General features: G+C 70.5%; 14 protein-coding genes and 2 pseudogenes. 6 read left to right on the top strand and 10 right to left on the bottom strand.

Annotated elements, in window-relative coordinates; translation table 11 throughout:
- Positions 1–25 precede the first annotated feature (25 nt).
- The gene (locus tag ACH495_RS27345) at positions 26–364 is read left to right on the top strand and encodes a hypothetical protein (protein ID WP_396860571.1); all 339 of its coding nucleotides are present in this window, start codon (positions 26–28) and stop codon (positions 362–364) included.
- Between the two features lie 339 nt (positions 365–703).
- Here the strand turns inward: ACH495_RS27345 and ACH495_RS27340 are convergent, their stop codons facing one another.
- Together ACH495_RS27340 and ACH495_RS27335 are read right to left on the bottom strand one after the other, a co-directional pair.
- Entirely contained in the window at positions 704–2,164 is a 1,461-nt protein-coding gene (locus tag ACH495_RS27340; protein WP_396860570.1) for an NAD-dependent succinate-semialdehyde dehydrogenase, read from the bottom strand.
- Positions 2,151–2,450 (bottom strand): aldehyde dehydrogenase family protein, encoded by a 300-nt coding sequence (locus tag ACH495_RS27335; protein WP_396860569.1) that lies wholly within the window; start codon positions 2,448–2,450, stop codon positions 2,151–2,153. The genes ACH495_RS27340 and ACH495_RS27335 overlap by 14 nt, the downstream gene beginning before the upstream one ends.
- A 133-nt stretch (positions 2,451–2,583) precedes the next feature.
- Here ACH495_RS27335 and ACH495_RS27330 point away from each other — a divergent pair, with 133 nt between their 5' ends.
- Together ACH495_RS27330 and ACH495_RS27325 are read left to right on the top strand one after the other, a co-directional pair.
- Complete coding sequence (locus tag ACH495_RS27330) at positions 2,584–2,853, top strand: hypothetical protein (protein WP_396860568.1); 270 nt, start codon at positions 2,584–2,586, stop codon at positions 2,851–2,853.
- Positions 2,854–3,162: 309 nt separating this feature from the next.
- Complete coding sequence (locus tag ACH495_RS27325) at positions 3,163–3,837, top strand: endonuclease/exonuclease/phosphatase family protein (protein WP_396860567.1); 675 nt, start codon at positions 3,163–3,165, stop codon at positions 3,835–3,837.
- 623 nt (positions 3,838–4,460) lie between these two features.
- Here ACH495_RS27325 and ACH495_RS27320 read toward each other — a convergent pair.
- The 3 genes from ACH495_RS27320 to ACH495_RS27310 form a co-directional block, all read right to left on the bottom strand.
- Positions 4,461–5,258 carry a DUF6928 family protein gene (locus ACH495_RS27320; RefSeq protein ID WP_396860566.1) on the bottom strand — a complete coding sequence of 266 codons (798 nt, stop codon included), beginning with the start codon at positions 5,256–5,258 and terminating at the stop codon, positions 4,461–4,463.
- Between the two features lie 330 nt (positions 5,259–5,588).
- Positions 5,589–7,640, bottom strand: coding sequence for a hypothetical protein (locus ACH495_RS27315; RefSeq protein WP_396860565.1), 2,052 nt, complete (start codon positions 7,638–7,640; stop codon positions 5,589–5,591).
- The gene (locus ACH495_RS27310) at positions 7,637–9,427 is read right to left on the bottom strand and encodes an HSP90 family protein (RefSeq protein WP_396860564.1); all 1,791 of its coding nucleotides are present in this window, start codon (positions 9,425–9,427) and stop codon (positions 7,637–7,639) included. Before ACH495_RS27310 ends, ACH495_RS27315 begins: the two co-directional genes overlap by 4 nt.
- Before the next feature lie 970 nt (positions 9,428–10,397).
- Between ACH495_RS27310 and ACH495_RS27305 the strand changes: the two genes are divergently transcribed.
- Both ACH495_RS27305 and ACH495_RS27300 read left to right on the top strand, forming a co-directional pair.
- Complete coding sequence (locus tag ACH495_RS27305; RefSeq protein ID WP_396860563.1) at positions 10,398–11,030, top strand: adenylate kinase family protein; 633 nt, start codon at positions 10,398–10,400, stop codon at positions 11,028–11,030.
- A gap of 386 nt (positions 11,031–11,416) precedes the next feature.
- A pseudogene (locus ACH495_RS27300) lies at positions 11,417–12,142 on the top strand (transposase family protein).
- Between the two features lie 49 nt (positions 12,143–12,191).
- On the opposite strand, the gene ACH495_RS27295 reads toward ACH495_RS27300, so the two are convergent.
- Entirely contained in the window at positions 12,192–12,722 is a 531-nt protein-coding gene (locus ACH495_RS27295) for a hypothetical protein (protein ID WP_396860562.1), read from the bottom strand.
- Positions 12,723–12,971: 249 nt separating this feature from the next.
- Between ACH495_RS27295 and ACH495_RS27290 the strand changes: the two are divergent.
- Positions 12,972–13,146 (top strand): annotated as a pseudogene (locus ACH495_RS27290) (transposase); the annotation flags it as partial.
- 234 nt (positions 13,147–13,380) lie between these two features.
- On the opposite strand, the gene ACH495_RS27285 reads toward ACH495_RS27290, so the two are convergent.
- The 4 genes from ACH495_RS27285 to ACH495_RS27270 all read right to left on the bottom strand — a co-directional run bounded on the left by ACH495_RS27285 (position 13,381) and on the right by ACH495_RS27270 (position 17,657).
- The gene (locus ACH495_RS27285; RefSeq protein WP_396860561.1) at positions 13,381–15,441 is read right to left on the bottom strand and encodes a 2-oxo acid dehydrogenase subunit E2; all 2,061 of its coding nucleotides are present in this window, start codon (positions 15,439–15,441) and stop codon (positions 13,381–13,383) included.
- Positions 15,438–16,343 (bottom strand): thiamine pyrophosphate-dependent dehydrogenase E1 component subunit alpha, encoded by a 906-nt coding sequence (locus ACH495_RS27280; RefSeq protein WP_396860560.1) that lies wholly within the window; start codon positions 16,341–16,343, stop codon positions 15,438–15,440. Before ACH495_RS27280 ends, ACH495_RS27285 begins: the two co-directional genes overlap by 4 nt.
- Positions 16,340–16,573, bottom strand: coding sequence for an acyl carrier protein (locus ACH495_RS27275; protein WP_396860559.1), 234 nt, complete (start codon positions 16,571–16,573; stop codon positions 16,340–16,342). The genes ACH495_RS27280 and ACH495_RS27275 overlap by 4 nt, the downstream gene beginning before the upstream one ends.
- 73 nt (positions 16,574–16,646) lie before the next feature.
- A complete protein-coding gene (locus ACH495_RS27270) occupies positions 16,647–17,657 on the bottom strand; it encodes a 3-oxoacyl-[acyl-carrier-protein] synthase III C-terminal domain-containing protein (protein WP_396860558.1) in 1,011 nt (336 codons plus the stop codon).
- Positions 17,658–17,699 lie beyond the last annotated feature (42 nt).

Raw genomic sequence — 17,699 nt, 5'->3', positions numbered from 1 at the left:
CCTTCTCGGGTACGTCCCGATTGGGATGCTCGGGTCGGGCTTCGAGGCGGCCGTGGTCCGTTACAACGTGCTGTACGTGCTGGTGCACGCGCCTCGCGTCCCTCGCGGCGTACGCTCTCAGCGACGGCCCGGCTGGACGGTCGTCGGCCGGCTCGACGCCGCCTGGCAGGTCAGTCGCGGCTTCGGCATCAGGCTGCCACTCGTCTGCTTCCTACTGGCCACGGTGCTGGTGGCGGCCGCTTGCTACGGCTGGTCCTGGTGGCGCAGGCGGGCACGCCCGCCGTTCGGCAGGCGGCTGCTGCTCGCGGATCTGGCCTGTAGCGCCGCGTCCGGCACGGTGCCGGTGCTGCTCGGGCTGGTCTAGACGGTCAGCCAGTGTTCCTGCAAGGCCCCAACTGGCACGAGGAGACCACCCGCAACGGGCGGTCGACGACCGAGGACGTCCGGCGGAACCTACTTTCCGTTCGCCGGGTCGAACGGCGGGGCGGCCTGCGCTGCGGCGGGGACCACGATGGCCACCGTCAGCGCGGTCAGTACCGCGGCGGCGAGGGCGAGGGCATGGTGGAGCCTTCGCGAGGGTTCTCTCTCGACAAGGCCGGGAGCAGCGGGGTCGCCGGCGATCCGGGATCGTGAGGCACTTCTGCGAACACCGTTCCAGGCACGGCTACGCAGTCCTTCCCGAATCTGGAATCCGCCGCGGCGCCTACCAGCCAGCGGGGAGGGCGACGTACGTCGTTTCGAGGTACTCCTCGATCCCCTCGAAGCCACCCTCGCGGCCGAATCCCGAGGCCTTCACCCCACCGAAGGGCGCGGCGGCGTTGGAGATGAGGCCGCTGTTGATGCCGACCATGCCGCACTCCAGCGACTCCGCCATCCGGATCGCGCGGGACAGGTCGCGGGTGTAGACGTAGGCGGCCAGGCCGTACTCGGTCGCGTTGGCCCGGGCGACGGCCTCCTCCTCGCTGGTGAAGGTGACGATCGGAGCGACTGGACCGAAGATCTCCCGGCTGTTGATCTCCGACTCCGGGTGCACGTCGATCAGCACGGTGGGGCGGTAGAAGAAGCCCGACCCGTCCGGAGCGGTGCCGCCGGTGAGCACGCGGGCACCGTCGTGGACGGCGTCCGTGACGAGCTGGTGGACCGACCGGACGGCTTTCTCCTCGATGAGCGGGCCGACATCGACGCCGGCGTCCTGCCCACGGCCGACGACGAGTTTTCCCATCCGGGTGGCGAGCTTCTCGGCGAACTCCTGCGCCACATCGGCGTGCACGAGGAAGCGGTTGGCTGCGGTGCAAGCCTCGCCCATGTTGCGCATCTTCGCGACCATCGCGCCGTCGACGGCAGCATCGACGTCGGCGTCCTCGAAGAGGATGAACGGGGCGTTGCCGCCGAGTTCCATGCTGACCCGCGGCAACTGGTCCGCGGACTGCTTCACCAACTGGCGGCCCACCGCGGTGGATCCGGTGAAGGACACCTTCCGGAGCCGATCGTCGGCCATGAGGGCCTTCGAGATGTCGGCTGCGTGGGTCGTCGGAATCACGTTGAGGACGCCGTCGGGCAGGCCAGCCTCGGCGAGGATGCCCGCCAGCGCCAGCATGGCCAGCGGGGTGAGCTCGGCCGGCTTGACGACCATGGTGCAGCCGGCCGCGACGGCCGGACCGATCTTGCGCGTGCCCATGGCGAGCGGGAAGTTCCAGGGCGTGACGAAGAGGCACGGACCCACGGGTTTCTTGACGGTCAGCAGCCGGGAGGCGCCGGCGGGGTTCTGCATCCACCGGCCGTGGATCCGGACGGCCTCCTCGGAGAACCACCGGAAGAACTCGTTGCCGTACGCCACCTCGCCCTTTGCCTCCGCGACGGTCTTGCCCATCTCGAGGCTCATCAGTTCGGCCAGGTCGTCGGCGCGCGCGTTGACCAGCTCGAACGCTCGGCGCAGGATCTCACTGCGATGGCGGGGCGCCGTACGCGCCCAGCCGGCCTGCGCGGCGACGGCTGCGTCGAGCGCATCCATCGCGTCGTCGACCGTTGCGTCCGCGACGCGCGCAAGCACCGAGCCGTCGGCCGGGTCGTGGACGGCGAACGTCTCGCCGCCCTCCGCCTCGCGCCAGCTGCCGCCGATGAAGAGGCCCTTCTGGTCCGGCCCGAGGACGTCACGAGCGCTCATTGGACCTCCCGCAGATCGACTGGACTTCCGTCATGCCCAGGAGCGCCTCACGCACCCTGAGCCGACCCGATCCGCTGTCCGACCCCGGCCAGCCATCGAACGGCATGTGCAACTCCCAGTAGTTTCTGGTGTCATTCCGCACCATCTGCCCGTTGTTCAGACGTTCGGCGAGCCGGATAGCCCGTGGGTAGTGCCTACTGAAGACCGCCGACGACAGCCCGAACCGGTTCATGACTGCGGTCGACACAATGTCGGCGTCACCGTCGACCCGGATGACCGCCGTCAACGGAGCCCGAGCTGGCCGCCTTCCACGGAGAGATTCAGCGTGAGATCCGACAGTTCGAAGATGGCCACGAAACTCCCTCCACGGGACCTACTGTTACACAACGTGAGCGAATGTCAATAGCTGCGGGTGAGGGTTGCTCACCCTGCCGGAGCGGCCTGGTCGCGGCCGGTCAGATGCCGATGCGGGCGAGAACGACGAGGTGGGACGCGTTGACGAGGGTGAGCGGGCCGACGCCGCATCGGGCATGCTCGACCGCTGCGGCAAGCCCGAATTGTTCCTCCCGGAGCACCTCTACGATCTTGGCGTGGCGACGGAAGGTAGCGAAGAGACTCGATCGCTCCAGGCGATCGGGCCCGAACGCCAAGTGCACGGCTTCGGGCAGTGCTCGCTCAGCGTGGGATGAAACCGGAACCGGATGGGGCCCGTGCACCTTTCCCCGCGCCACTCGTGTCAGTTGTGGCCGTACCAGGTCACGAGGTCGAGTGCGGCACACACGATCGAGTCGGTGTCGATCCCGTGCTGTCGGCAGGTGGCGTCCAGGTCGCCAGACTGCCCAGAGCTGGTCACGCGCAAGTGCGGACGGGACGCGGTTAATTCCGGCGAGGTGGGCCTGCGTGTTGGGGTGCCCGCCGCGCACCGTGATGCGAGCGGTCACAGCGGAACCTCTGCGTACCCGATGGGGCCGCGCAGGTCGAGGCTTGCATCGTGCGTGATGCTCGACCTGGTCGGCGGCAAGTGGGGCATCAACGTGCGCCTCTCAGGCTGGCAGCACACCTGGATCCCGGGGGCGACGGTGGCCAACGACCTGAGCGTCATGACATGGAACGTGGAGAACCTCTTCCGCCCCGACGATACCGACACGGCTGCGACAGACACCTACGCCGCGAAGATCACCTACCTCGCCGCGCTGATCGCCGGCACCGGCACCGACGTCGTCGCGCTGCAAGAGATTGGCGACGCGCAGGCCACCGAGGACCTGCGAGCCGCCCTCGGGGAGCCCTGGCAGGCCCTCGTGTCCACCCGTACCGACAGCCGCGGTATCCGCGTGGCCGTCGTCGCCCGGCATCCTTTAACCGAGGAAGCGCAGATCGTCGCGCTGCCACCGGCCGGCCTGCCGGCGGTCCCCGACGTCAACGGCGACACCCTCACCCATCTGGGTCGGGGAGCGCTTCAGGTCCACGTCGACTGCGACGGCGCCGCGTTACGGCTGCTGACCGCCCACCTGAAGAGCAAGCTGCTGACCTACCCGGGCGCGCGGCGCTACCTCCTCAACGAAGACGAACGCGCACGTGGAGCCGGCTACGCGCTGCTGCGGCGCACCACCGAGGCCCTCGCGCTGCGCGTGCACCTCAACGAGGTGCTCACCGGGGCAGCGATAAACGAGTAGCCGGGCGTGCCGACGGTTCTGTGCGGCAACCTCAACGACGGGCCGGACGCCAACACCACGGTCCTACTCGAAGGACCGACGGACGGGGACGTCTGCTTTGGTCTGAGGTTCGCTGGTGGGATTCGAGTCTCAGGTGCCGGAATCCACACCGACAGCAGAACGGCCCACTCCAGAGCCATGCGTCGATGCAACAAGGCCGTCTTGACCGGCGCCAGCGGCTTCCATGACGACAGCCGGCCCCGGCCAGGCGGGGAGTAGCGAAGGCTGGCCTCTTCGCTCTTCTCTGGGGGGTCACGCCGGGCCGCTCTACCGCATCACCGCAGTTCAAAGCCCTCTGCTCGGTCCCGGCCCGGTGAGCACTTCGGCACGCTGACCACTTCGCCAGGCTGCACCCAATCTGCTCCCACTTGCAAGGCCAGGTCATCCAGCGGCCCCTTACCACCGCGACCTGCGCATACTTCCTTGCCTCTGCCTCGGCGTCGGCGTGTGGGACACCCACGGGCCGGTCGTTCTGGTAGCCGCCACCGGCGAGCTGTAGCCGTCGGCGAGCAGGCCTCCTCGTCGAGCAGTCGCCTGAGCCTCCAGCCCAACAGCACCCTCGACGACAGTCGCATGCGTGAAGATCAACGTGAAGAGTTCGAATCATCCGACGCAGAGCCTGCCAGGAACTCATCCCAGCTGATCTCCTCCATTGTTCCGTCCGGGCCCGGCCGGAACATCCTAGGCGGCCCCATGTCACGCGTCGCCCGCTCGTAGGCCGCCTCGCGTGCGGCCTGTTCCTTCCCCGACGGGTCGACCACGAGGAACTCGTGCATGTGAACGGTGTCCGCGTCAATGTCGTCCGGCTCCGGGCGCCCTTCGATGACGAAGCCGAACAAGTCGCGCAGGGCTTGCTCACCCAACTCCAACGGGTGGAATGGCAGCGGGTAAGGATCTTGGTCGGACCATCCCGGAACCGGTTCGAACGGATGCTCGCCGTCCCAGTACGCTCGCTCGAAATCGAACGGCTCGCCGATGTTCTCCACGATGCCGGCGTCTGGTGACAGGCTCAAGGAGCGGACCAGCTGCCCGTCGTCCCACACCGCGAAGCAGAGCCAGTCGACGACCGAGTGCATGCCGTGCATGATGATCCGCCTGCCCGCACCCGCTCGGAGGAGATGCGCAGGCAGTTCGGAGGGGCGGTCCAGGACCAGCCTGCGGTCACACAGAAGTACGGCTCCCGGCAGCACAGTGGCGCAGGTGATGTCATCGGGCGGGTACGTCGCCTCGAGAGTGCTGTCGCCCCTCAACGTCACGTCATACCCGGGCAGGAACTGCCGCACCAGGGCTTCAGCCTCCGCCCGGGCGGACGGCCTCGCACCCAGTAGCGCCAGCCGCAAGTCGCCGTCCACGAAGGCCAACAGCGCCGTCTTCGCGCCCATGCCATCTCCTCAGTCTCCCGCGAGTGCACCCACGAGGGTCCCACACCGCAGCCCGACCAGGCCGGCGAGGTGAACTCACCACGGCCGCACCCTCACTCGCGTCGATCACCCAACGGGGGCCCACAAGTTGCTCGGCCACGGGGCGAAAACGGGCGTGGGGAACGTACTCCAGCCGACCGCGTTCGATCACGGTCCCGGCCTGCTCAGGCCCGTCCCAGGCCGACCCAGAGCGCCTAGCGGACCTTGTTGCCGCCGCGCGTGCGTAGACCGGCGATGTCCACGTCAGTCTTCGGTCTTCAGGCTAGGTGTCCGGACCACTCCGGCGGAAGGTCAGTCCTCGTTCTCGTCGAAGTCCTCGTCGTCGAGATCGTTCTCGTCCATGTCGTGCTCGGCCAGCACCTCGGCGGCCTCCTCGGTGCGGCCCTGCGCCCGTAGTGCCCGGGCCAAGACCAGGGCGGCCGTCCAGCCGTGCTCATCGGGGTCCTCCGTCAGCACCTCCCGCGCCTCCGCCTCGGCGAGGGCCGGGTCGTCGGTTCGCAGCCGCAGCCGCGCCCGGTGTAGCCGGGCCGCCCGGCGCTCGTCGGTCAGCTCGTCGGTGTCGAACCAGGTGACGGCCGCGTCGAGCCGGGTGAGCGCCTCGTCGAGCCGGCCGGCGGTGGCCAGCAGGCGGGCGCCTGCGACCTGGACCGCACCCGCCTGCTCCGCCGACGGGTGCTCCTCGGCCGCGCCGAGGGCATCGACGCGGCCTAAGACGGTCCAAGCCAGGTCGCCTGGCGGCCGGCGGGCGAGCAGTGCGAGCGCCTTGCGCAGCACCCGCAGTTCGGCGTCGGAAGTGCCGTTGGCGCGGTGTCGGTCGGCAGCGGTGATCAGGTGGGTCAGCGCGTCGGCGCCGTGCAGCGACGCGGCGGCGTCCTCGAGGATTACTTCCAGCGGCGGCACCTCCTCGGGCAGGTTCTCCACCTGGCTCAGCTCTTCCAGCACCGCGCGCGCGGCGTCCCGGTGGTGGTACGTCCGGCGGTAGAGCTCCCAGAGCAGGTAGCGGCAGCGGACCGCGTCGTCGTGTAGACCGGCCCGGTCGAGGCTGCGGACCGCCTCCTCGGCGGCCTCGATGGCGTCCTCCCACCGGCCGGAGTTGCGCAGGGTGTGTGCCACGTCGAGCCGGGCCCGCGCGGCGCCGGCCGGATCGCCCGCCGCGGTGAGCGCGGCGACCCGCTCAACGAGGGCGGCCAGCGCCGGGTCGGCCATCCGGGCGGGGTCGGCGGTGCGTCCTGCGAGGACGGTGAGCGGCACTCGCTCGGACACCGGTGTCGCGGCCATTCGCGCCTCGATGCGGCCGCTCTGGTGCCGGTTGCCGTTGCGAACGTCGAACCGGGCGGCGATCGCCCGGGCCTGCCCGGTCAACTCGTCGTGGACCTCGGCCACCGTCGCCTCCCAGCGGCGGGTGCCGTCGTCAGAGCGGCGGGACAGCACCAGGTCGCCACGCCCGGACGCGCGGAGCCGGCCGAGCACCAGCGCGGCGGAGGCGGAGAACTCCATTGCGGCGTACGGCGACGAGGGCCGCTCCAGCCAGCTCAGGTGCCGTTCCACCAGCTCCAGTCCGCGCGCCTCGTTGCCGGTCAGCCCGCAGAACAGCACGTGCTGGGCGAGGTTGTCGAGGTGGTGGCGGTCGTCCCGGATGCGGCGGTAGCCGTCCCGGTTGGCCTCGACAGCCTCGTCGAACCTGCCGGTGCTGAGGTATGGCGCGAGCAGCTCGCTGAGCATCCATTGGGGCTGCTCGGAGCAGCCGCCGCGCTTGAACGGCTCCCCGACGGCGATGGCCTCGTCGAATCTACCGAGGGAGGTGAGGTGCCGGACCTGACCCGACGGGACGCACGCCGAGCAGTCCGACATAGCGTCCCGCTTGGCGGTCAGCATCCGGTCGTACGACTCCTGTGCGGCCTCCATGTCCCCGACGTGGTGCGCCACCAGCCAGCGGTGCTGGTGCACCGCGTGCAGGCTGTGCCCGGCCAACTGGTACCGGCGCTGCATGTCGTCGAGCACCGCCATTGTGCGGTCCAACGGGATGTCGGGAAACTGGGGCAGCGCCCAGACGATCCACTTGAAGTCCCACAGCAGGCTTCGGGCGTGGTGCCCGCCCACCACCTCCGGTTGCTTGTCGAAGACCGACAGGCACCAAGAGAAGGCGAGGAACGCGCGGGCGGGGTCGCCGCCGTGGTGGAAGTCGCTGATCGCGTTCATCCGGGCGGAGAAGGCGAAGGGGACTTCGCCGGCCGCGTCGGCGTGCCGGAAGACCGCGTCCAGCGCGGCGAATCGGGCTGGACCGCGCGGCAGCGCGTACGCCTGGGCGAGGCGGTCACGCAGCTCCTGCATCGAGGTGGTCATCGTGGCCCTCCCATGGCCCGGGCGAGCAGGCCGAGGAACGACTGGTTCAGCGCAGCGGTGTCGGCCGGCCGTAGCGGTTGATGGCCCAGCAGCAGCGCCTGCACGTACAGGCCTTCGACCGCAAGCTTGGTCAGCTCCTCGTCGCTGGCCGCGATCGCCTGCCGCACCAGTGGGTTGCGGTGGTTGAACACCAGCTGCGGCCGGACGTCGCGGCCCGGGGTGAAGGTGCCCAGGATCGACGACCAGAGATCGTCGGCCTGTTCCTGCCCTTGGCGCAGGTCAATCGCCAGTGCCGTGTCGCCGTCGAGGAGGTGCAACGCCGGTAAGCTGGCCGGTTCGAAGGCGCGGACCAGCACCTCCACTCCGAGTTGGTCGAGGGTGGGTTGCGCCACTGTCCGGAACGGGCGCACCGCCAGGTCAGCGTCGGGGTCGAGCGGCTCCAGCCGGGTCGCCAGGTCGCTCGCGGTGAGCACCTCGGTATCGACCGCCGGGTCAAGGTCGGGCAGCCGGCCCATGAGCTGCGCGTCGTAGACGTAGCCGGCGTTGACCACGGCGATGCCTTGGGCGGCGGCCACCCCGGCGAGCTGGCGGAACTCGTCCACCGACGGCGTGTACCGCACCAACCCGTACCGCTCGCGGAACTCGGCCAGCGTCAGCGGGCCCATATTCGTCTCGAACGGCCACCACTGGTCGACCAGACGCAGCATCTCGTCGTCGTGCACGGCGAGCGCCTTGACGCCGAGGTGGTGCACCCGAAGAAAGTCCTGCAGGCGTCGGGGGTCGCTGCGTCCCAGCCGGGTGAGCCAGCCACGCAGGCAGTCTCCCAGCGACTCGCGGACCTGGTCGAGCAGAGCGTCCTCGTAGAGCGCTTCCCGGCTCGCCGTCGGGCGCAGCTCGCCCGTGTCGATCACGCAGCGGACGAAGAACGCCCAATCGGGCAGCAGTCGCTCGATGTCCTCGGAGAGGAGCATCTGCTTGAGGTAGACCCGGTGGGCCACCCGAGCCGCCGGGTTGGCCGGCATGGGCAGCACAAACGCCACCCCGCGCAGGCCCGCCGTCGGCAGCGCGAGGTCGATCACGTCGAAGGGCGTGAAACCGAACACCTCCTGGGCGTACGCGCTCAGGCGGGCCCTACGGGCCTTCGCCGGTTCCGCCACGTCGGTTTCCCACGGCGCGAGTCCGGTGGTGATCAGCTTGTCGTCGACGCGCACCGGGATGGGCAGCATGGACCCGTACAGGGAGGCAATCTCGATGACCGCGTCCCGGCGCAGCCAGTGCTCGTCACCTCGACGCGGCACCAGGGTGACCGTGGTGCCCTGCTCGGCGCGCTCCCGTCCCGCCGCAGCTACGCGCAGTTCGTAGCGCCCGTCGGCGTAGCCGGTCCACTCCACGGTCGGGGAGCCGGCGGCGCGAGTGCTCACCCGGATCTCATCGGCCACCAGGAAACAGGAGAGCAGACCGATGCCGAACTGCCCGAGGAACTCGTGCCGGGCGAAACCCAGCTCGTCGCGCTTGGAGCTGCGACCGATGGTAGCCAGCAGCTCATGCACCTGCGCCTCGGTCAGACCGATGCCCGAGTCCTCCAAACGCAGGGTGCCGTCCCCCGTCGACTCCGGCGGACGAATCCGGATCTCGCCCGGCGCGCTCGGGTCCCCCGCCCGCCGGGCCGTGATGGCATCGACGGCGTTCTGCATCAGCTCACGGACATACACGCGCGGGCTGGCGTACAAGTGATGACTGAGCAGGTCGACGATGCCTCGCAGGTCGACGTGAAAGGTGTAGCTCACAACCGCCCTCTCCCCGTGATCCGGTCCGGAGCACCTTAGCCGGCTGCGTGTCCGTGTGGTGTACCCATTCCGAGGGTCATCGCACAGCCCGTCACGGCGATCGACAGGGCCTGTGAAGTGCGGGTGTCGGCAACTCAATCCACACCGCTCGGCCCCGCGCAGGAGGGGGATGCGACACCATCACGACAAGGCCAGCGACTCCGCGCGTCGAGCGTGCGGACCGCCGTCCCCTTCCCCCATGGTCTCGGCGTCGTCGTCGGTCCGCACCATCGCCCCGTGACCGCCGACAACCTGCACCCGACTCGCCACCTCAGCGTCGGTAACCTGAGCGCTGACATCGACGAGGAACTCGCACCGATCGTGAGGCGATTTGGCGCCTCGGCCTTCGGACCTGGACCTGCTGCCAGGACCAGGACGAGAGCAATGCCGGGTGGGCCGACGAACTGCCGCACATGGCAACCGTGGTGGTCGAACAGCGCGGTAGGACGCACATCAACTTCCCCGTGGACGCAACCTGATCCCTTCGGTGTTCTCTGGGAGGTAACGACGAACCGCTCGTCCGCATCACCGCAGCTCAGCGCCCTCAGCCGCGCGCAGAGCCGGTAAGCACTTCGGGCGTGGTGACCTCTTCGCCGACGTGCGCCCAATCTGCTCCCACCTGCAAGGCCTGGCTATCTGGCAGCCCCTTACCGCCGTGACCTGCGCATGCAGCTTCGCCAGGTAACATAGAAAGCTATCGGTTGCCGCTTGGAACGGCGGAGCACTCCGTGTGAAGCAGGACGCCGCACAAGCTCTGACCTGCGGAAACGAGAATGTGCAGCTCGTGGTGGGTGCAGTCCTGCTCCCCTGATCTCGGGCTCCGGGACCGGCGGCAACTGATCAGCGGGCACCTCTTGTCCCGCAGGTAGCGCGCCGGTACGGACCGTCTGACACCCGTGGCTATCCGCTGCCGCACCGATAGGCTGCGCGGGTGCGCACGGCTGTCCTCGGACCACCTGGCTCCGGCCGTGAGAGCGTCGCCGACGCCATCGCCGCGCGTCTCGGCGTTCCCTCCATCATTCTGGCGGACATCGTCCAGGCCGAGATTCGGGCGGACACCCCGCTGGCGCTTCAGGCCCGGCTACACATGGACGTCGGTGAACTCGTGCCCGTCCGAGTCGTTCTGGCCATGATCCGCGGCCGCCTCACCCAACCTGACGTTGCCGGCGGCTTTGTCCTCGACGGCTTCCCCAACCACGTCGTCACCGCGGGGGCGCTCGACGCCCTGTTATCCGACCTCGTCACACCCCTCGACCGGGCAATCGACCTCGTCCTACCCGACACCGAGGTCCTACGCCGCCTGGCCGGCCGCCGCACATGCCGCGACTGCGGCAGACCCTGGCAGACCGAGTTCACCGCCCCCACACTCCCTGAAGTCTGCGAGCGCTGCGGGGGCGAACTGTTCCAACGCTTCGACGACCATCCCAGCCGGATCGCCGCAGGCCTGCAGTCCTATCGACCCGCCGCCGAAGTCACACTCAACCACTACCGCGCGTTGGGCAAACTGACCTCCATCGACGCCACCCTTACCCCGGCCGAGATCACCGACCAAGCACTCGCATGACCAGCGCTGTTCAACCACGCTCGATGTAACCGTCCGGGCACGACGGCATCAGGGCGGTCGACTGTGGTCACGACCTCGGTCGAGGAGCCGACGGTGGCCGAAGCCACTACCGGGTCGGTGTGCGTCTCCGTGATGGCAACTCGCCCAACCACGCCGCGCAGATCTCGAAGCGGAGACGGCCTGCTGCCCTCCACGGCGGCCAGCTGCACCGGCCCGCGACCGATTACCCACTCAGCCGATATTCACCGGGGCTCGACATGAGGCTTCAGCATGCTATCCATTCCGGGCGTACCGTGCCGAAGGCTGGCAGAGGGCCCACACTATCCACTCTCCAGTGATCTACTGACACCGCCACCTTTGACAATGCCCGTCGTCTTCTTGCCAGGGTGCAGCCCGCCCAGTTCCGCACACTGGTACGGCTGGTCGCCCAACGTGGCGGTGACAGCATCGCCGGCCGCCGGCCCGGTCGCCAGTGGCCCTCGACCTGCGGATCGGGTGTTGCTGGTCGCCGCGTACTGGCGGGCGAACCTGACGATGCGCCAGATCGGTCCGCTGTTCGGGTGTCGCACTCCGCGGCGCACCGGGTGATCGACAGCCTCGCGCCGCTGCTGGCCCTGGCGCCAGTGCGCAAACGGCCGGTTGAGCAGATCGCGATCGTCGACGGAACGCTGGCCCCTAACCGCGCCCACCGGCTGGCGGCCCGGAGCAAGAACTACCGGTACTCGACGAACCTGTAGGTCGCCATCGACGCGAGCACCCGTCTGGTCATCGCCGTCGGCGATCCGCCGCCCGGCAACCGCAACGACACCATCGCCTACCGCACCTCAGGCATCGACCAGAAACTGGACGGGCGGCCCGTGATGGCCGACGGCAGCTACCGCGGCAACCCCGAGGTAATCATCCCGTACCGCCACCTCACCGACGGCAACAACCTGCCCGCCTGGAAAGAGGCCCCCCACGTCGAACACCGCACCCGTTCGAGCAGGGTCGAACACGCCCCAGCCAGGATGAAGTGCTTCAAGATCTTGCGCGACCACCGCCGCGCCGCCCACACATTGGCCGATGCCGCTTCCGGCAGCGCCAACCCCCACAACATCATCCTCGCAGCCTGATCACCGGCCCGGTGCGAGGCAACGACTTTAACCAGCTACAGGACGTCCCTTAGGAGTACGGCTCGAAGGTGGTTGGCAGGACCTCACGGAGGTAGTCCAGCGAGCTGACCCTTCCGGTGCCACCCAGAGCATCCAGCAGTAGGTCCAACATGCCGCCTGGATAGCGTTCTCCGGTCCGGCCGCGAATGTCGGCCACCACGCACGTCCACGTGTCGGCGGGCTTGCTGGTCAATTCCCAGCAAAGCTCAAGCTCGCCATTGACCGTCCCCCAAGCGAACAGTTCGCCCGGCTTGTTGCCGAACCTGTAGTAATCCTCGATACCGTTGGCCGGATCGGTTCGCCATAGAAGTACGTCGACGTAGTAAGCCGCATCCTCTCGGTATTCCCTCTCGCATGGGTGGAACACCTGCACGAAGTCGAACGCGCCCGGAGGGAACCGCTCCACGTACTGCCGAAAGTCCGTCGGGAACTGGTGACCGAAGGCAACCTGCAACGACGACCAGTCCGGGTCGTACGGAGACCTGCCGCTCCAGCCAACCAACGCCGCCAGCCTGTCAACCGCAGTACTCGCACCTATCACGCTCACATCCTTCCAGGCCGGCCGGTGGCTACTGCTACAGCGCAAGATCGGCTCATCCGCCATCCCGTATGCCGCCGACCCCGCCCTCCTGGGGCGCGGGGCGCTGCCCGGCCCGCCACGTCACCGGACCTCGATACCGTCGCCGGCCTCGCCCGCGGGTTCGCCGCGCTGGTCCGCCACCAGGGCACCGGACAGCACCTCGACGCCTGGATCAACCGCGCCCGCCACGCCGGATACCCCGAAATCCGCGGCTTCGCCGCCGGCCTGGCCAGCGACCGCGACACCGTCGTCGCCGGCCTCACCCAGCCCTGGAGCTCAGGCCCGGTCGAGGGCCACGTCAAACCGCATCAAGACGATCAAACGACAGATGTATGGCCGAGCGAACCTCGACCTCCTCCGCGAACGGCTCCTCGCCCGGCCATGAGCCAGGATCATGATCAATGACAGAATGCGTGCCAGAGCCCCGTCTAAGGCGGCTGTCTTCGGTCTGTAGTCGCCGGGACTCTGTCATGGTCGGCGCCTGTGGCGTGGGCCATGACGTGGCACGAAGCGCTACCGCCGGACATCCCTGAGGGCCGGTTGACGAAGCCATGCAACGGCGCCACGCCGACGCGACGCAGTTCAGATCGCCTGTCGACGATGTGTCCGGGCCCGCCGGTCACCGGTGCAGGACGGCGGCGAGCGCGGCGAGGTACGCGCCGGCCCGCGCCCCGTTGACCAGCCGGTGGTCGTAGGCCAGGCCGAGGTCGGCGGTGGTCCGCTCGCGAATCCCGCCATCGGCGTCGAGCACGACCTCGCGGTGCACGTCGGGCACCGACAGCGCGCAGGTGACACCGGGCGGGATGATCGGCCGGGCGTGGGTCACGCCGGGGGTGTCGTTGAGCGCGACCAGGAAGTTCATGTCGGCCATGTCGTCCTCGCCGAGCCGGTTGCGCAGCGCCCTCATGCGCAGCGCGACCACGGTGTCGGCGAGGTCGCCCAGGTCCAGCTTCGCGGCGTCGCGGATCACCGGCAGGAACAGCCCGGTGCCGACGTCCACGGTCAGCCCGATCGCCGGCTGCGCCGCGTCGCGCACCCGGCCGTCGCCGGTGAGCGTGGCGTACAGGTCGGGGAACCGGTCGTGCAGCGCGGCCACGGCGGCGATGACGAGCTCGGTGAGGCCGACGTCGGCGCCGGTCTCCTCGGCGGTCCGGCGGGCGTACCCGAGGGCGGCCGTCACGTCGACGCGCACCACGGTGAACGCGGCCGGGATCTCCCGGTGCGAGGTCGCCACCACCTCGGCGACGCGGCGTTGCGCCGGTGACAACGGCCGGTCGACCGGCGACGCCACCGGCGGCCGGGCCGCGGCGGCCGGGCCCGACGGCGGGTCCGGGGGCGGCGCGGTCGGGGCGGGCGCGGCCCCGACGGGCAGGACGCGGCCGATGACGGCGCCCGGGACGCAGTCCGCCCCGGCGGCCACGTCATGCCGCAGCACGCCGGCGTGCGTCGCGGCCAGCTCCTCGATCGCCTTGGCGGTCTCCACCGTCGCGATCGGCTCCCCGACGCCGACGGTGGCGCCGGCCGGCGCCAGCCACTCCAGCAGCAGGTAGCTCTCGTCGGTCGGATTGAGCGTGGGCACCCGCACCGGGACACCCGGCTCGGCGGTCCCCGCCGGACGCGACCCGGCCGGCGGCGGGTCGACGCCGGCCGCCCGCGGCGCGGCGGGCCCGCCGGCCGGAACCCGCATGATCCGCTCCAGGATGGTGTCCGCGCCGAGCAGGACCGCGCGTTCCAGGTGCGGGGCGGACGGGATGACCCGGTCGGCGGAGCTGACCAGCTCGACCGGCCGGCGCAGCAGCGGCCACGCCTCGGCGTGCAGCCGGGCGGCGACCTCGCCGCCCCAGGTGCCGCCGGCCGTGCTCTCCTCGGCGACGATCACCCCGGCCGCGCCGTCGAGCACGCCGCGCAGCCCGTCCACGTCGACCGGGTAGAGCCGGGCCGGCACCAGCACCTCGACGGCGCGGCCCCGCCCGGCGGCGTCCCGCGCGGCGGCGATGGCCCGGTCGGCGACCCCGCCGGGCGCGATGACCAGCGTCGGCGCGGTGTCGGCGGCCGGGTCGTGCACGCGGGCCCAGTTGCGGTCCGCGCCCCGCATCTCGACGGCGAAGCGGTCGTCGACGCGGCCGTCGACGTACCGGCGGCGGGTGTAGAGGATCTTGTCCTCGAACAGCATGGCCGGTTCGCCCCGGCGCAGCGCGGCGGCGAGCACGTCGGCCGCGTCGTGCAGGGGCGACAGTTCGAAGAGCGCGAGGTGCGGGATGCCGATGAAGTGCTTCTGCACGCTCTGGCTGTGCGTCGCGCCGTAGCCCCGCCCGCCGCCCACCGGGCAGCGGATCACCACCCGCATCGGGGTGCGCTCGCCGTACATGCTGACGGACTTGGTGAGGAGGTTGAGGATCGGGTCGAACGCGAGACCGGCGAAGTCGCCGAACATGATCTCGACGATCACGGTGTCACCGCAGAGCGCCAGACCACCCGCGACGCCGGTGATGCCGTTCTCGCTCAGTGGCGTCGACAGCACCCGGTCCGGATAGGCGGTGGACAGTCCCCGGGTGACCTTGAACGCGCCGCCGTACGGGTCGGCGACGTCCTCACCCAGCAGCCAGACCCGGTCGTCGGCGGCGAACAGCTCGTGCAGGGCGCGGTTGAGGTTCTCGCTCACCCGCTCGGCGCGGGTCACGCCACGCCGCCGCTCACCAATGGCCGGGACAGCACCTCGGCCGAGACGTCCGCGACCCGCCGCCGGGCCCGCGCGTCCGCTGCCGAGAACTGCTCCGGGTACGCGGTGGCGTAGCGCTCCAGCCAGTCGAGCCGCCGCAGCTCGCGCAGCTCGTCGGCGTGGCGGGAGTCGTCGCCCTTGCTGTGCGGGCCGAGCCGGACCGTGTGCTGCACCAGCACGTGCGGTTGCCGGGTGGCGCGGACCCGCGCGACGTGCGGCGCGGCGCCGGCCCGCACCTCGTTGAGGTCGAGCGAGTCCGACTCGCTGACGGTGATCCCGAACCCGGCCACCCGGCCGGCGATGGTGCCGGCCAACTGCGCGGTGGTCGGGGTGGACTGGGCGATCCGGTTGTGCTCCACCACCACCAGCAGCGGCACCCGCCAGAGCTGCGCCATGTTGAGCGCCTCGTAGACCGCGCCCTCGCCCCAGGTGCCGTCGCCGACGTAGGCCGCCACGATCCGGTCCTGCCCGGTGCGGTTGAGGTGCAGCCCGACACCGACCGCGGCGGGCAGGCTCTCCCCCTGCACCCCGGTGGACAGGAACCCGTCGCGGCGCAGGTGCTGGCTGCCGCCGTGCCCGTGGCACACCCCGCCGTCCCGGCCGAGCAGTTCCGCCAGCAGGCCGTGCGGGTCGGCGCGGTGGGCGAGGTAGTGCCCGTGCCCCCGGTGGTTGCTGAACACGAAGTCCCCGGTCAGCAACGGGGCCAGCGCGACCGGGATGTGTTCCTGGCCCAGGCAGGTGTGGGTGGTGCCGGCGAGGTGGCCGTCGGCGTACAGGCGGAGCAGTTCCTCCTCGAAGCGGCGGATGAGCAGCCCGGCGTCGAGGTCGGCGTCGCCGAGCGGGGACGGCGCGGCGGCCGTCATTCCTCGACGCCCCGGCGCGCCAGCAGCGCGCGCAGATCCGCCACCGACCGCACGGCCCGGATCTCCCGCGGGGTGATGGTGACCTGGTAGGCGTCCTCGACCGCCGCGACGATCTGGAGGTGGCGCAGGCTCACCCAGGCGGCCGTGGTGGCCGGCCCGGTCTGCGCGTCGACCTCGTCGACCGGCAGCTCCAGCACGTCGGCGACGAGCCGCACCAGCCGACTGGACATGCCGTGTCCCTTCCGGAACGGGTCCTCCGGCGGCAGCGGCGGCGCGCTGGCACACCGACCGGATAATCGATGCCTATACCGCGATGATGGTACAGGCCCAGTGCATGCCCCGGCCCAGCGAGATCAACGCGACCCGGTCACCCGCGTCGAGCTCCCCGGCGGCCAGCAGGCGGCTCAGCCCGAAGAGCTGGTCCGCGGCCCCGAGGTGCCCGTGCTCGGCGGCCAGCTCGCGGTTGGTCCGGGCCAGCGGCACGCCGTGCGCCTCGGCCAGCGACGTCATGGCCCGCTCGTTGTCGCCGACCAGGATCAGCCGCGCCAGGTCGGCGACCGCGACGCCGGCCCGGGCGCAGGCCCGCTCGGTGACCCGTACGGCCCGTTCGTCGAGTTCGCGGGCGAACTGCGCGAACTGCTCGGCGTCGTAGTCGAAGAACTCCATCACGTGCCACCCGTCGAGGGCGGCGGGCGGTTCGCCGCCGGTCCCGAAGGGCGTCGCCGCGCCGCCGCTGTCGAGCCGGTGGAACCCGGCGTAGCGACCGTCGGTCACGGCCTCGGTGGCCAGCCAGCGCAGCCGCGGGTGCCCGCGCCGGGCCACCGTGGCGACCGCGCCGTCGGAGAACACCATCGGCTGGGTGTCCATCCGGTTCCAGTACGCCTCACAGGTCCGGTTCGCGGCCACCACCAGCGCGGTGGCGTACCCCGGGTGGGTGGCGAACCGGCCCGCGACGGTGTCGAGGCTGAGCACCCCGGTGGTGCACGCCTGGGTGAGCAGCACCGCCTCGGCGTCCACCAGGCCGAGGCGGTGCGCCAGGTCGGCGGCGGCGTCCCAGTAGAGGTGTTCGGTGACGTCGGTGACGGCCAGCACCAGCAGGTCCACCTCGGCGGCGGCCAGCGCGGCGGCGTCGAGCGCCCGGCGGGCGGCCCGTTCGGCGAGGTCGGTCACGCCGACCTCCGGCGCGGCGCGGTGCACCTGCCGGTAGCCGTAGCCGAGGACCCGGCGCACGTCGTCGGTGTACTCCCCCACCACGTCCGCCACCGGCGCCGGATCGCCGAGCGCCTCCCCGAAGGACACCAGCCCGAAGCTCATGTTCGCCCGTCCCGCCGTGGATCCCGTCGATGCCTACCATTG

Source organism: Micromonospora sp. NPDC018662 (genome assembly GCF_044391475.1).
GTDB lineage: Bacteria > Actinomycetota > Actinomycetes > Mycobacteriales > Micromonosporaceae > Micromonospora.
Note: the sequence above shows the minus strand (reverse complement) of the source record. Positions and strands in the feature narration are given on the sequence as shown.

Bases quoted from the DNA above. Each gene is read 5' to 3' on its own strand.
- ACH495_RS27280 (WP_396860560.1), bottom strand. From the start codon at position 16,343: ATGACGGCCGCCGCGCCGTCCCCGCTCGGCGACGCCGACCTCGACGCC.
- ACH495_RS27325 (WP_396860567.1), top strand. From the start codon at position 3,163: ATGCTCGACCTGGTCGGCGGCAAGTGGGGCATCAACGTGCGCCTCTCA.
- ACH495_RS27275 (WP_396860559.1), bottom strand. From the start codon at position 16,573: ATGTCCAGTCGGCTGGTGCGGCTCGTCGCCGACGTGCTGGAGCTGCCG.
- ACH495_RS27270 (WP_396860558.1), bottom strand. From the start codon at position 17,657: ATGAGCTTCGGGCTGGTGTCCTTCGGGGAGGCGCTCGGCGATCCGGCG.
- ACH495_RS27320 (WP_396860566.1), bottom strand. From the start codon at position 5,258: ATGGGCGCGAAGACGGCGCTGTTGGCCTTCGTGGACGGCGACTTGCGG.
- ACH495_RS27340 (WP_396860570.1), bottom strand. From the start codon at position 2,164: ATGAGCGCTCGTGACGTCCTCGGGCCGGACCAGAAGGGCCTCTTCATC.
- ACH495_RS27345 (WP_396860571.1), top strand. From the start codon at position 26: ATGCTCGGGTCGGGCTTCGAGGCGGCCGTGGTCCGTTACAACGTGCTG.
- ACH495_RS27315 (WP_396860565.1), bottom strand. From the start codon at position 7,640: ATGACCACCTCGATGCAGGAGCTGCGTGACCGCCTCGCCCAGGCGTAC.